This window comes from Clostridium sp. CAG:221 (assembly GCA_000435835.1).
Taxonomy (GTDB): Bacteria; Bacillota; Clostridia; order Clostridiales; family Clostridiaceae; genus Clostridium.
This window is the reverse complement of record FR883402.1, coordinates 72,386-87,181: the sequence shown is the minus strand read 5'-3', so window position 1 is coordinate 87,181 and position 14,796 is coordinate 72,386. Positions and strand designations below refer to the sequence as shown.

The 14,796-nt window shown below is 30.6% G+C and carries 16 protein-coding genes; 6 read left to right on the top strand and 10 right to left on the bottom strand.

The annotated features are described in order from the left end of the window. The first annotated feature begins 36 nt into the window (after positions 1–36). The 4 genes from Q5O44_RS07880 (at position 37) to Q5O44_RS07865 (ending at position 3,003) form a co-directional block, all read left to right on the top strand. Entirely contained in the window at positions 37–1,020 is a 984-nt protein-coding gene (locus Q5O44_RS07880; protein ID WP_022167865.1) for an aspartate-semialdehyde dehydrogenase, read from the top strand. 21 nt (positions 1,021–1,041) lie between these two features. Then, entirely contained in the window at positions 1,042–1,920 is an 879-nt protein-coding gene (dapA, locus tag Q5O44_RS07875) for a 4-hydroxy-tetrahydrodipicolinate synthase (RefSeq protein WP_022167864.1), read from the top strand. A gap of 14 nt (positions 1,921–1,934) precedes the next feature. Beyond that, positions 1,935–2,687 (top strand): 4-hydroxy-tetrahydrodipicolinate reductase, encoded by a 753-nt coding sequence (gene dapB / locus Q5O44_RS07870; RefSeq protein ID WP_022167863.1) that lies wholly within the window; start codon positions 1,935–1,937, stop codon positions 2,685–2,687. A gap of 151 nt (positions 2,688–2,838) precedes the next feature. Next, positions 2,839–3,003: a hypothetical protein gene (locus tag Q5O44_RS07865; protein WP_022167862.1), complete on the top strand. Its 165-nt coding sequence runs from the start codon at positions 2,839–2,841 to the stop codon at positions 3,001–3,003. A 48-nt stretch (positions 3,004–3,051) separates the two neighbouring features. On the opposite strand, the gene Q5O44_RS07860 is transcribed toward Q5O44_RS07865, so the two are convergent. The 7 genes from Q5O44_RS07860 to Q5O44_RS07830 form a co-directional block, all read right to left on the bottom strand. Further along, on the bottom strand, positions 3,052–4,710 hold the full coding sequence (locus Q5O44_RS07860) for a peptide ABC transporter substrate-binding protein (RefSeq protein WP_022167861.1): 1,659 nt from the start codon (positions 4,708–4,710) through the stop codon (positions 3,052–3,054). Positions 4,711–4,740: 30 nt separating this feature from the next. Further along, a complete protein-coding gene (locus Q5O44_RS07855) occupies positions 4,741–5,724 on the bottom strand; it encodes an ABC transporter ATP-binding protein (protein WP_022167860.1) in 984 nt (327 codons plus the stop codon). Then, on the bottom strand, positions 5,724–6,731 hold the full coding sequence (locus Q5O44_RS07850) for an ABC transporter ATP-binding protein (protein WP_022167859.1): 1,008 nt from the start codon (positions 6,729–6,731) through the stop codon (positions 5,724–5,726). Before Q5O44_RS07850 ends, Q5O44_RS07855 begins: the two co-directional genes overlap by 1 nt. Before the next feature lie 10 nt (positions 6,732–6,741). After that, entirely contained in the window at positions 6,742–7,686 is a 945-nt protein-coding gene (locus tag Q5O44_RS07845; protein ID WP_022167858.1) for an ABC transporter permease, read from the bottom strand. Positions 7,687–7,696: 10 nt separating this feature from the next. Then, positions 7,697–8,623, bottom strand: coding sequence for an ABC transporter permease (locus Q5O44_RS07840; RefSeq protein ID WP_022167857.1), 927 nt, complete (start codon positions 8,621–8,623; stop codon positions 7,697–7,699). A gap of 192 nt (positions 8,624–8,815) precedes the next feature. After that, complete coding sequence (locus tag Q5O44_RS07835; protein ID WP_022167856.1) at positions 8,816–9,949, bottom strand: pyridoxal phosphate-dependent aminotransferase; 1,134 nt, start codon at positions 9,947–9,949, stop codon at positions 8,816–8,818. A 28-nt stretch (positions 9,950–9,977) separates the two neighbouring features. Next, positions 9,978–10,511 carry a cob(I)yrinic acid a,c-diamide adenosyltransferase gene (locus tag Q5O44_RS07830; protein WP_022167855.1) on the bottom strand — a complete coding sequence of 178 codons (534 nt, stop codon included), beginning with the start codon at positions 10,509–10,511 and terminating at the stop codon, positions 9,978–9,980. A 152-nt stretch (positions 10,512–10,663) separates the two neighbouring features. Between Q5O44_RS07830 and dapD the strand changes: the two genes are divergently transcribed. Then, on the top strand, positions 10,664–11,374 hold the full coding sequence (gene dapD, locus Q5O44_RS07825; protein ID WP_022167854.1) for a 2,3,4,5-tetrahydropyridine-2,6-dicarboxylate N-acetyltransferase: 711 nt from the start codon (positions 10,664–10,666) through the stop codon (positions 11,372–11,374). A 48-nt stretch (positions 11,375–11,422) separates the two neighbouring features. Here the strand turns inward: dapD and Q5O44_RS07820 are convergent, their stop codons facing one another. Next, positions 11,423–12,109, bottom strand: coding sequence for a single-stranded DNA-binding protein (locus Q5O44_RS07820; RefSeq protein WP_022167853.1), 687 nt, complete (start codon positions 12,107–12,109; stop codon positions 11,423–11,425). Between the two features lie 114 nt (positions 12,110–12,223). Beyond that, a complete protein-coding gene (locus Q5O44_RS07815; RefSeq protein ID WP_022167852.1) occupies positions 12,224–12,982 on the bottom strand; it encodes a polysaccharide deacetylase family protein in 759 nt (252 codons plus the stop codon). 124 nt (positions 12,983–13,106) lie between these two features. Here Q5O44_RS07815 and Q5O44_RS07810 point away from each other — a divergent pair, with 124 nt between their 5' ends. Further along, positions 13,107–13,640, top strand: coding sequence for a DUF4364 family protein (locus Q5O44_RS07810; protein WP_022167851.1), 534 nt, complete (start codon positions 13,107–13,109; stop codon positions 13,638–13,640). Here Q5O44_RS07810 and Q5O44_RS07805 read toward each other — a convergent pair. Further along, positions 13,637–14,512, bottom strand: a complete 876-nt coding sequence (locus tag Q5O44_RS07805) for a YncE family protein (RefSeq protein WP_022167850.1) — start codon at positions 14,510–14,512, stop codon at positions 13,637–13,639. The two genes, Q5O44_RS07810 and Q5O44_RS07805, sit on opposite strands and share 4 nt — an antisense overlap. Positions 14,513–14,796: the final 284 nt, after the last annotated feature.

Below are 14,796 nucleotides of genomic sequence, written 5' to 3'. Positions count from 1 at the left end.
ATCATTAATAAACGTTTAAATTAAGGGGGAATTTATATGTATAATGTAGCAGTTGTTGGTGCAACAGGTAATGTTGGGAGAAAATTTTTAGAAATTCTTGAGGAAAGGAACTTTCCTATAAATGAGTTATATCTTTTTGCTTCAAAACGTTCAGCGGGAAAATATTTAAAGTTTAAAGGTGAAGAATATATTGTAAATGAAACTTGTGAAGAAAATATAAAAGATAAGAAAATAGATTTTGCTCTATTTTCAGCTGGTGGCGATGCAAGTTTAAAATTTGCCCCAATCTTTGTAAAGTATGGTGCAACAGTAATTGATAACTCCAGTGCATGGAGAATGGATAAAGATGTTCCTTTAGTAGTTCCAGAAGTAAATCCTGAAGATATAAAATGGAATAATGGTATAATTGCTAATCCTAATTGCTCAACTATTCAAGCTATGTTACCTTTAAAAGCTTTAAAAGATGCATATGGCATTAAAAGAGTTGTTTACTCAACTTACCAAGCTGTATCAGGTGCAGGTATGCAAGGAATCGCTGACTTAGAGGATGGATTAAAAGGGGTAGAACCTAAAAAATTCCCTTATCCTATTGCAGGAAATTGCCTTCCTCATATTGATGTATTTTTAGATAATGGATATACAAAAGAAGAAGTAAAGATGATTAATGAAACTCAAAAGATTCTTCATGATGATTCCATAAAGATTACAGCTACTGCCGTAAGAGTTCCAGTACTAAACTGTCATGCCGAAAGCATAAATATAGAATTAGAAAAACCATATGAACTTGAAGATGTGGTTAAACTTTTAGAATCAACTAAAGGCATAGTGGTATATGATGATACTAAAGAACTTAAATACCCTACGCAACTTCAAGTTTCAGGTAAAGATGAAGTTTATGTTGGAAGAATAAGACGAGATTTCAGTATTGATAACGGATTAAATTTATGGGTTGTAGGAGATAACATCAGGAAAGGTGCTGCTCTTAATGCAATACAAATTGCAGAAGAAATAATTAAATAACTATTTTATACGGAGGTTAATATGACAGTTTTTAAAGGTTCTGGTGTTGCCATAATAACACCTTTTAATGAGAACGGAATAAACTTTCCTAAGTTTAAAGAATTAATTGAATGGCAAATTGCTGAAGGTACTGATGCAATAATAGTATGTGGTACTACAGGTGAAGCTACTACAATGAGTGAATATGAAAGAAAAAATGCTATCAAATTTGTAGTTGAAACCGTAAATAAAAGAATACCGGTAATTGCAGGAACTGGTTCAAATAATACAGCAGCTGCAATTGAAATGAGTAAGTTTGCAGAATCTGTTGGTGTAGATGGACTTCTTGTTATAACTCCTTATTATAATAAGACAAATAAAAAGGGGTTATTTAAACACTTTGAAGCTATTAATAATGCTGTAAATACACCCATAATCCTTTATAATGTTCCTTCAAGAACAAATATGAATATAACTCCTGAGGCTTTATTAGAATTATCTGAACTTTCTAATGTGACAGCTGTAAAAGAAGCCAGTGGCAATATAAGCCAAGTTGCAAAGATAAAAGCTTTATGTGGTGATAAATTAGATATTTATTCTGGTAATGACGATCAAGTTACTGCAATTCTAGCATTAGGTGGTATTGGAGTTATATCTGTACTAGCAAATGTAGTTCCTAAAGCTGTTCATGAAATGGTAATGTCATATTTAACTGGTGATACTAACAAATCTTTATCTTTACAGTTAGAATATCTAAAACTAGCAAACGATTTATTTATTGAGACAAATCCTATACCAGTAAAAACAGCTCTTAATTTAATGGGAAAAGAAGCTGGAGATTTAAGGTTGCCTCTTTATGAAATGGATGAAAATAATAAAGCAATATTATGCAGTACTTTACAAAATTACAGCTTAATATAGAATGGAGTTTTAAAATGGTTAAAATTTTATTAAGTGGATGTTGCGGAAAAATGGGAAATGTAATACAAAGTATTATGAGTGAATTTCCTTCATTAGAAATAGTAGCTGGAATTGATAAATTCCCTAAAGAATCTGAGTTTAAAATCTTTAAGAATACTGAAGACGTAAATATTGATTACGACGTTCTTCTTGATTTTTCTAGAGCTGATGCTTTAAAAGACTTACTAGCTTTAACAGCTAGTACAAAAAAGCCTTTAGTATTATGTTCCACTGGTTACACTGATGAAGATTTAAAGTTAATTGAAGATTCCAGTAAAACTCTTCCAATTTTTAAATCTGCCAATATGTCATTAGGTATTAATTTAATTAATTCCTTACTAAGAAAAATTTCACCTTTACTATATCCAAATTATGATATAGAAATAATTGAAAAACATCATAATCAAAAAGTGGACTCACCTAGCGGAACTGCTCTACTACTTGCTGATACCATCAAGGAATCTATTGCTGATGCTACCTACTATGTTCATGGAAGAAATGGTCAAAAGAAACGTGAAAAAGCAGAGATAGGAATACATGCTGTTAGAGGTGGTTCCATTGTTGGAGATCATGAAGTTATCTTTGCTGGCTCTGGTGAAGTTATAGAATTAAGTCATAAAGCAATTTCAAGAGAAGTATTTGCTGTTGGCGCATTAAAGGCATGTACATTCATGGCTAATGTAACTGAAGCTGGCTTATATAACATGGATGATGTATTAGGTATATAGCTACTATTAATAATACACAATTTGAATTTAATATTCATTTTGTGTATTTTTTATTTATAAAATTATCAATCTATAGTTTTGTATTAATGTAATTTAATTGGTTATACTATTTTTTGAAAGAATTGATATTAAACTTATAGGAGGTTTTATTATGACAAAAGATAGTCAGCCTGATAACAAAAAAGCCCGTATGGAAAAATGTAATTATCAGACTCCAATAACTGAAGAAGGTTTAAACCACAATCCAAATAGAAAACATAAATCAGTAAAGAGACAAGGTGTATCAAGCGATAACTTTAATCCTGCTGGTAACTAATAAAAAAGCGCTGCACAAACTTATTGGCAGCGCTCTCATTATATTTTATTATTCAATATATGCTTTATCAAAATATACTTGCCCCAATGGTGAAACTACTACATCTTTAACTCTAGGACTAACTGCTTTAATTTGAGTATAGTAGTATATAGGTATTATAGGCATTTCATCCATTAGGATATCTTCTGCTTTCCTTAGATATTCATATTTCTTAGCTATATCAGTTTCCTCTTTAGCACTTCTTATTAGATTATCATATTCCTCATTTGAGAATTTAGCATCATTATTACCAAGTCCACTCATCCACATATCCAAGAAAGTCATTGGATCTAAATAATCTCCAATCCATCCGTGTCTTGCAATTTCATAATTACCATTTTTCCTTGAATCTTGAAATACTGCCCATTCTTCATTATAAAGTTCAACATTAACATTTATTTTAGACCACATTTGCTGTATTGTTTCAGCAACAAGCTTATTTCCTTCATTAGTATTATATAATAGTTCTAAAGTTGGTAAACCTTCTCCATTAGGATATCCAGCCTCTTCAAGTAATTTCTTAGCTTGTTCTAAATCAGCTTTTTCAGGATTCCAATACTTAACTTCTCCTGTAAAGTCTTTTCCTTCTTCTGCTCCTGGTATTCCTTCTGGCACATAACTATAAGCTGGTATTTGTCCACCTTTTGTTACTTGTTCACAAATTGTTTTTCTATCAATGGCAAGAGATAAAGCTTGTCTAACTTTCTTGTTACTTAAAGCTGCTTGCACATCTTCTGGAAGATTTTCTGTGTTATTGCCCACATTTATACAATAAAAATATGTCCCTAAATATGGATATATCTGTACAGTACCTTCTTCTTGACCTTTTTGAATTTCTGAGTTTGGTAATATCTCACTCATACTTATTTCACCGTTTTTCACTGAAGCATATGCAGATACTTCATCTTCAATCATCCTAAATTTTAATGTATCAAGCTTTACTTCATCTTTTCTATAGTACTCAGGATTTTTTACAAATACATATGAATCCTTCATATTATATTCTTTCAACATAAAAGGACCATTTGAAACATAAGTTTCTGGTTTTAATGTCCATCCATCTCCATTAGCTTCTACAATATCTTCCCTAACAGGCATTAATGTTGGGAATGCTGTAAGCTCTAAAAAATAACTAGTTGGATTTTCAAGGGTTACTTCCAATGTATGATTATCAACCACATTAATTCCTAAATCTTCTGCGCTACCTGTACCATTATTATAGTTTTCTCCACCTTTTATATAATATAGTTGAAAAGCATACTCTGCTGCAGTATCTGGATTAAGAGCTCTAGTCCATGCATATTTAAAATCTTCTGCTGTAACTGGTTTACCATCAGACCATAATGCATCATCTCTTAAATGAAAAGTATATGTTAGAGAGTCATCAGAAAGTTCATAGCTTTCTGCTATTCCTGGTATAGCCTTCTGATTATCATCAAGCCTCATTAATCCCTCAAAGGCATTACATATTACAATTGAACCATCTACAGCATTATTAAGAGCTGGATCAATTGTCTTTACTTCTGCACCTAAATTATAGATAAGTTCTTCATTACCTTTAGCTTTATCTCCATTATCATCATTGCTGTTACATCCTACAAGACCTGTAGCACCTAAAACTCCTGCTAAGAATAGTGCACAAACTGTTTTTAATTTTGATTTTTTCATTAAAATCCCCCTTTAGATTCATATAAACTGTTATTTATCTTTAAATAAATGACATGCAACAAAATGACCATTACTTATTTCATCCATTACTGGTTCTTCACTTAAGCATATTTTTTTAGCATATCTGCAACGACTTGCAAATCTACATCCTGGCGGTGGATCTATAGGTGATGGTACATCTCCTTTTAAGATAATCCTTTTTTTAGCTTTAGATGCCCTAGGATCCGGTATTGGAATGGCTGATAATAAAGCTTTGGTATATGGGTGTTCTGGATGTTCATATACCTCTTCTGAAGTGCCTTTTTCAACAAGTTTTCCTAAATACATTACACCTATATGACTAGATATATGCTTTACCATTGATAAGTCATGAGCAATGAATAAATATGTCAGTCCCATTTCCTCTTGTAATTCTTCTAACATATTAATTACTTGAGCCTGAATAGACACATCTAAGGCGGAAATAGGTTCATCACAAACGATAAATTCAGGTTCTACAGCTAAAGACCTAGCAATTCCCACTCTTTGTCTCTGCCCTCCTGAAAACTCATAAGGATATCTATTTATATTACTTCCGTTTAAACCAACTTTATTCAATAAAAACCGTATTCTACTTTCCCTTTCCTTACCAGTATACAATTTATGAATATCAATAGCTTCACCAATTATATCTCCCACTGTCATCCTTGGATCTAAAGATGCATATGGATCTTGAAAAATCATCTGCATCTTTCTTCTAAAAGGTATCATTTCTCTTTCATTCAAGTTACTTATATCCTGTCCATCAAATAATATCTTTCCTGCAGTAGCTGTATAAAGCTTTAAAATAGTCCTTCCTATGGTAGTTTTTCCACAGCCAGATTCACCTACAAGCCCTAGAGTTTCACCTTTTCTAATGGTAAAGGAAACATCATCAACAGCTTTTATATAGCTATGCTTTCTAAAAAGTCCTTTAGATACTTGAAAATATTTGCTAAGATGTTTTACCTCTAATATATCATTCTTTTTTTCCACTATATTTCACCACCTGATAACTTTTTAGATTTAGCTGCATATTCATGACATAACCAGCAAGCACTTTTATGTCCAGTTCCAACTTGTAACAATGGAGGTTGATTATTTAGACACACTTTCATTGTATAATCACATCTTGGTGCAAAAGGGCATCCTAAAGGTGGTTTTAATAAATCAGGTGGCTGTCCATCAATAGGCTTTAATTTCTCTTTTACCTTACTTTTAGGATTAGGCACACTTCTTAACAAACCCCAGGTATAAGGATGCTTACTATTATAAAAGATATCTTCAGCACTGCCCTCTTCCACAATAATTCCTCCATACATAACATTAATTCTTGAGCATAAATCAGCCACAATGCCCAAATCATGGGTTATTAAGATTACTGATGTATTCATTTTTTCCTTTAAATCTTTTAATATATCAAGTATTTGAGCCTGAATGGTCACATCTAATGCTGTGGTAGGCTCATCTGCAATAATAAGGCTAGGTTCACAAATAATGCTCATAGCAATCATTACCCTTTGTCTCATTCCCCCAGAAAATTCATGAGGATATTGGTGCATTCTTTTTTCTGCACTTGATATACCTACCATTTCAAGCATTTTTACTGCTTTATCATAAGCATCCTTCTTTGATATTCTTTTATGTTTAATTAAATGTTCAGTCATTTGATTACCAATGGTATACAGTGGATTTAACGATGTCATAGGATCCTGAAAAATCATAGATATTTTATTACCTCTTAACTTCTCAAACTCCTTTTCTTTCATGTTACCAATATCAATATCATCAAATATTATTTTCTTGGAAGTTATAACTGCATTGCTCTCCAAAAGCTTCATTATGGACATCATGCTTACAGACTTACCACAGCCTGATTCACCTACAATTCCTAAAGCCTCCCCTTTATTTACATATAAAGAAATTCCCCTTACCGCCTGAACATCTCCTATATGAGTTTTAAAATATGTTTTTAAATCATCAACCTTAAGCAGATTTTCCATCATACCCCTCCTATCTTTGATGCTTTGGATCTAATGCTTCTGTAAGACCGTCACCTAATAAATTGAATGCTAAGATTATAATACATATCATCATTGATGGAAAAAATAGCTGATAAGGATACATATATATAGAATTCATTGCATCATTACATAAAGTACCTAATGATGCCAATGGTGCATTTATACCTAGTCCTAAGTAGCTTAAGAAAGCTTCTGTAAAGATTGCTTGTGGCACAAACAAAGTTAAAGTAACTATTATAGATCCAATACAGTTTGGGATAAGGTGCCTAAATAATATCCTTTTTTTTGATGCACCTAAAGTCCTTGCTGCTAATATAAATTCTTGCTGCTTTAATTGAAGCACATCCCCTCTTACTATCCTAGCCATACCAACCCAATAAGAAATTGATAATGCCAATACTATTGCTCCCACACCACTAGAGCCTATTCCAATTTCTCTAAAAGCAACCATAATTAAAATTACATAAATTATTGTAGGAATAGAATACAATATATCAACAATTCTCATCATGACATTATCAATCCTACCACCAAAAAATCCTGCAACACCTCCATATAAAACTCCTATAACAAGATTTATTAATGCTGCTGAAACAGCAATAATAAGAGAATAGCGCGTTCCATACATACATCTTACCAATATGTCTCTGCCAATGGTGTCTGTTCCAAAAATATGTTTTAAATTTGGAGCCTGATCACCGATAGTATGATTAGTTTCTGCATATCCATATGGAGAAATCATCGGTATGATTATTGCTGCAACAACAACTATAATAATAACTACTAGTGATACTAAAGCAACCTTATTTTCCCTTAGCCTTCTCCATGCATATTTCCAATAGCTTATACTTGGTCTTACCATTTCATCTATCTTTTTCTCTTCATTTTCTATGGGGATAAATAGTTCCTCATTTACCTCAATCTTATCATCCACTACTTTTCCCCTACCCTTCATTACTTTCTAATTTTATTCTCGGATCTATAGCAACATACAATAAATCTACAACTAAATTACAAATAACTATCAACACACTATAAAAAACTATCACTCCCAGCAGTGCTGAATAATCCCTTGTATTTACATTAGATACAAATTCTTTTCCTAGTCCTGGAATACTAAATATCTTTTCAACAACAAAAGAACCAGTAAGTATTCCTGCTACCAAAGGTCCTAAATAAGTTACCACTGGTATTATGGAATTCTTTAACGCATGTTTAAAAATTACTGTCCTTTTGGAAAGTCCTTTTGCTTTAGCAGTCCGTATATAATCTGATTTCATTACATCAATAAGCTTACTCCTGGTTAATCTAGTAATAAAGGCTGTTGAGCTACCTGCTAAAGCTATTACTGGCATTATATAGCTTTTCCAATTATCCAATCCTGTGGTAGGTAGTATTCTCATCTTGCTTGCAAATATATAAATAAGTAATGCACTTATTACAAAACTCGGTATAGTTATCCCTAGTGTCGATATAAACATACATAATCTATCAGGCCACCTACCTGATTTTAGTGCCGATATAATTCCAAGTCCTAACCCTATAATAACTGAAGTGACTACAGCTAACCCCCCAATCTTAGCTGATTTAGGAAATGATGTCTTTATTGTCTCACTAACCTGTCTTCCTTTAAACTGCATAGATTCTCCCAAGTCTAATTTCACTAAATTCTTCATATAGATAGCATACTGCTCTCCAAGCGGCTTATCCAATCCATATTTAGCTTCTAAATTGGCCTTTACTTGCGGCTTAATTTTATCTCCATCAAAAGGCCCACCTGGCATAAGTCTCATTAAGAAGAATGTAATTGTTATTACTATCCATACAGTGATTATTGCTGATAAAACTCTTTTTATTACATATCTAAACAAACCTATCACTCTCCACTTAACTTTTATACCTTTACTATACATATATATTTTCATTATATTATGCGAAAATTGTTAATATTACAGTATGCTATCTATTAATATGTTAAGCACTGAGGTTTATTTAACTTTTCCCATAATTTCCTAAAACAAAATAAGATACATCATTTTTGATGTATCTTACTTATATTTACACTATAATTTATTAATAAACTTTTCTAATCCTAAAAGAGCTTTTTTTAGCTCTTCCATTGAATAACAATATGATATTCTAATATATCCTTCACCACCAGTACCAAAAGCACTTCCTGGCACACAAGCAATCTTTTCCTCACTTAATAACCTTAAGCAAAATTCTTCTGAAGACATATTAAATTTTTTAATAGATGGAAATACATAAAATGCCCCTTTAGGCTCATTTACTTCAAGCCCCATATTTCTAAGTTCAGTAATTACATAGTCCTTTCTTTCACTAAATACATTTCTCATATGTTCTACATCATGTAAGCCATTTTTAAGGCCTTCTAAAGCCGCCCACTGACATATAGAGGCCGCACATGATACATTATATTGATGCACCTTCATTATTTCATCCATTAATTTTTTTTCAGCAGCAAAATATCCTACTCTTAACCCAGTCATTGAAAACATCTTTGAAAAACCACTTATATATATAACTTTATCTAATATATCCTTGTGCTGTGCAACACTATAATAATCTTCATATATAAGAGATTCATATATTTCATCGGTAACAACTAAAATATTGTTATCATTAATAATTTTAATAAGATCCTCCTTTTCCTCTTTTGTTAGTATTGTTCCTAATGGATTAGAAGGAAGTGATAAAACTAGAACTTTTATTTCATTTTCTTTTATAAGCGCTTTTAAACTTTCAATATTAATTGAAAAGTCATCATTCAAACCATAACTTACAACATTGCCACCTAATATGTTAACTATATTTTCATATGCTGGATATGCAGGCGTTGGAATTAATACATTATCGCCTCTATTTATAAGTGCTGTAAAAATAGTAAATATGGCTTCACTACCACCTACAGTAATACATATCTCATCAGCTGAATAATCAATTCCTTTATTCATTAAATATTTGCTTATTTCTTTTCTTAGTGGTAATATTCCAGCATTTTCTGTATACACTGTCTTATCTTCATTTACAGCATTTATTAATGCCTCTTTTACTACCTTTGGCACTGAAAAATCCGGTTGACCTAATGTTAAAGATATGGCACCATCTATTTTTTTAACCTCATTATAAAATTTTCTTATTCCCGAAATTTGCACATTTTCTAAATTTAAATTCATTAAATTCTCCCCCGCATCTATACCATTTTTAATATTCTATACCCTCTCTAGCAGCTATTCCTTTTTCAAATGGATGTTTAATCATCTTCATTTCAGTCACTAAGTCTGCTAAATCAATGACTTCCTGTGGAACATCTCTTCCTGTTAAAACAAGTTCCATTGACTCCTTTTTATTCTTAATCAAGTATATTATCTCATCAGTGGTTATAAATTTATTATAATGAGCTCCCATTATTTCATCTACAATAAGTACATCGCAAGAGCCTTCATCAACTATTTTCTTAATAAATTCATACCCTGTTCTAATTTCCTTCCTCAATTCCTCAATTTCAGGTTTTGATAAATTCCATACGAAATCTCTTTCTTTTTCAAATCTAAATATATTAAAATTATTAATTTTATCTATTGTTGAAAGTTCTCCCGTATATCCTCCTTTTAAAAATTGGACCATTACAACATTTAATCCATAGCCTGCACTTCTTATGCCTTGCCCTATTGCTGCTGTTGTCTTTCCCTTGCCGTCACCAGTATAAATTTGTACTAATCCTTTCTTTAATTTCATTAAATCATCTCCTTTAAATCATTGTACATTAATATACGACGATTCGTAAAGTTTTTTCATATTTTTTCTATTTCCTCTTTAAATTAACTTTTTTGTTTATTATAATTAATATATCAATTTAATTCAAATGCACAAGAAGAAAGGATGATAATATGAATTATAATTTAACTGATCCATATGAAATTGCCAAGTTTATAAAAGAATCTAAGAAATCTACTCCTGTGAAAGTTTACATTAATGGTAACTTAGATGGTGTAGATCTAGAAAACATTGAAGTATATGGTTCTAATAATTTTTACGTATTATATGGTGAATCAGAAAAGATATCTGACGTTATATTAAATAACAAGGATAGAATTAAAAATTTTAGAGTAGAAAATGATAGAAGAAATTCCGCTATCCCTATGCTTGATTTACTTGCTATCGATGCAAGAATTGAACCTGGTGCAATTATCAGAGACAAAGTTATTATTGGTAAAAATGCTGTTATAATGATGGGAGCTGTTATTAATATAGGTGCAGAAATCGGTGAAGGCTCTATGGTTGATATGAATGCTGTTATTGGAGCTAGAGGAAAGATTGGTAAGAGAGTTCACTTAGGTGCTGGTGCTGTAGTAGCTGGCGTATTAGAACCACCAAGTAAATCTCCTTGTGAAATTGGAGATGATGTAATGATTGGTGCCAATTCAGTTATTTTAGAAGGTGTTAAGATTGGTAATGGCTCTGTAGTAGCCGCTGGTTCTGTGGTTGTAGATGATGTACCAGCAGGTGTTGTGGTTGCTGGAAGCCCTGCAAAGATTGTTAAATCAGTAGATGACAGAACAAAAAATAAGACTCAAATTCTTAGCGATTTAAGAAAATAATAAAAAGCTCCATATTGGAGCTTTTTATTATTTAAACTATATTTTTAGTTATATAGCACCTTTTTCAGTTACATGTGTATTTTCATGTCCTTCATTGTTTAAACTTTCTTCATTTTCTTCAGTTACTCTTTCCATCTTAGAGATAGATACTTCGTATGCTATCTTCTTAACCACTTCTGTTTCGCTGATTTTCTTTTGATATTCTCTACTTTGAAGTCTTCCCCATACTCTTATATTATCTCCAACTTCTAAAGTTTGGCAGAATCTTGAATTTCTTCCCCAAGCTATAGTTGGTATATAATCTGATTTATTGTAAGCTCTATTTACAGCTAATAATACATCTGCAATTTCTCTACCAAAAGGTGTTTTTCTATAAACAGGTTCCTTACATATATATCCATCTAGGAATATTTCATTAGGATTTTTGCTTTTTTCAATACATGGTTCTATGTTTCTAGCAAATACAGTTAATATAAGCTTGTTAGATCCATCTACGAACTTATTATAAGACCTTAATTGTCCTAATACTACTATTTCTTTTCCAATGCTTAAATCCATATTACTAATTAATCTTTCTGAAACTGTTATATTTAATAAATCAACAGAATCACTTAATCTAGTAACTTCCATGAAAAATGTATAAAATCCTTCCCCATACATTTCATGACTGAATTCCAGTTTACTTACAATCTTCCCTTCAAGATAAATTTTATTATTTAACATCAAATTGTCCATCTTTACCCCTCTCTCCATTAGTAATTTTTTGTTTATTTATAAATTTATTACCATATCAGAATTTATTTCCATTATAATACAAATCATGTGTACTTTTCAATATATTTATGATATTTATTTTTTATTTTGCACTCCATTTTCATCAATATAATAATTATCATCATAAATTAATTCACTAACTGTTAAAAATTTATATCCCTCATCTGTTAATTTATTAATAATTCTATCTAAATTCTCTGGAGTATACTTAGCATTATTGTGAAATAATAATATTGACCCTTCTTTAACATTTTTCATTACCCTGTTATATTCCACATCTGCTCCTGATTGCTTCCAATCAACTGAATCAACATCCCACTGAATACATTTATATCCCTTTGACATAACATAATTTAATGCTTTTTCATTATATGAACCACTTGGAAACCTAAATAATTTTGTATTACATCCAATTGTTTGATAAATAATATCTTCCGTCTTTTTAAGTTCGTCATTCATTCTTTGTTCTGAAATATTTACAAAGTTAGGATGTATATAGCTATGATTTCCTATTTCATGACCATCATTATATATGTTCTTAAGCTTTTCTTTATTATCATCTGTATAATTTACCCAACCACCCATTATAAAAAAAGTACCTTTTGCATCATATTTCTTTAATATTTGTAGAATTTCATCTAAATGCTCCTCTTCCGCCCAATTAATATCAAAGGTAAGGGCTACTTCTTTCTCTTCAGTGTTTACTCTAAATATAGGCAGTTTAGAAGGATTATTAGTGCTTACGCTTATACTACGTTTATTTACAACAAGTGACAGAATAATTACAAGTACAAGCAAAATTACTTCTATAACAACTTTTTTTCCCTTAAACATAAAAAACCTCTTAACTTAACTTTTACTAATTTATATTCTTAATGTATAATTTTAATGACAATAATATTACAGTGTTAAAAATTTATGATATAATAATATAGTACTTTCAAATTGGAGGTTTAATATGTACGAAAACTCAGCAGAATTAGCAGAAAATAAACTTTTAGTTTTATATGTTATAAAATCTTTAAAACAACCTATTTCAAATACACAATTAACAGAAATAATTTTAGAAAATAACTTTATAAATTACTTTACTCTTCAACAATACATTAGCGAGTTAGAGTATTCTAACTTTGTTAAGTATATCGAGAAAAATGAGAAAAAATTAATTTCTATAACCGATAAGGGAGAAAAGGTTTTATCATTTTTTAACGACAGAATTGCTCCAATAAAAAGAGATATAATCGATAATTATATCTCCGCAACTATTGAAAATATAAAAAAGGAGCTGACAATTTATAGCGATTATACTATTGATAACAATGATTCTTATATCGTAAATTTAAGAGCCTTTGAAGATGAAAGCTTATTAATTGATTTAAAGGTATCTGTTCCTAGCAAAAAGCAAGCTAATGCTTTATGTTCAAAGTGGAAAGATGATCCTTCTACTATTTATACAAAGATAATTCAAAGCTTATTTGATGATAATGATTAAAATAAAGTCATGGCATTGGGTTCAGACTCGATTGCTATGACTTTTATTATTTTATCATCCTCAATTAAAATAAGTTTACTCTTTAAATAATCAGCTACATATAACACTGAACCATACTTTAAAATGCCTTTTGGCATTCCTCCTACATAAATAACCTTTTCCACCTTATATGTTGCTTTATCTATCACACTAATAGTTCCATCAGTGAAATTAGAAACATAAATATTTTCAGTATCTTCAATCATATCTATTGGTGAATATCCAACCATAACCCTCGCTATTCTTTGAAAATTACCAATATTAAGTATATCTATATATCCTCGTTTATCTTTTCCTAAATAACTGCAGCAGATATAAATCTTTTTTCCATCATTTGATACCCTTACCTTTGTAGGGTATTCTGGTGCTTGAATAGTTTCAATTATATCATAATTATCCATAGATATTACTATAATGCTGTCGCTTTCTAGATTTGATACAAATAATAAATTAGTATTTAAATCCATGTCAAGGCTATGAGGCCAGCTTTCAGTAGCTATTTGGCCTATACTTTTATCTTCCTTAAGGTCATAAATTACCATTGAGTTCGACTCTCCACAAACCACATAAATCTTATGCTCATGCATCAACAAATCATTTGGCTTGGGTCCAATACTTATCTCCTTACTCTCAATAAGATTTTCACCATAAAAAAAAGATACAGAATCATTATAACTATTAGCTGTAATAACAGTATCTGAATATACCCTTATGCCATGTGGTCCAACTGGCTTATCGCAATGTTTAAATCTTATTTTTTTCATTTCTAAGCTATCTAATGCTAGTTTACAAATTGAATCGCTTGCTGTTGTGCATAGAATTAATGATTTCAATATTACACCTCCTTTAAAAGATACACTGTAATTTCATTATATGTTGTATTCTTTTAATGGGTGCTATTTGTAATACTTTTTAGAAGATTGTCTTTTTATTTTATTTATTATACATATATAATATATTATTAAATATCATTATAACTACTTTTTTACATTAATACCTCCATATTTATAACCTATTATACATAGTAATACAAGAAATAAATATTATAAAAATATCACTTATATTTTTAAATGCACTTTTAATATTTTCACTTCTCCCTTTACTTAAATATATTAAC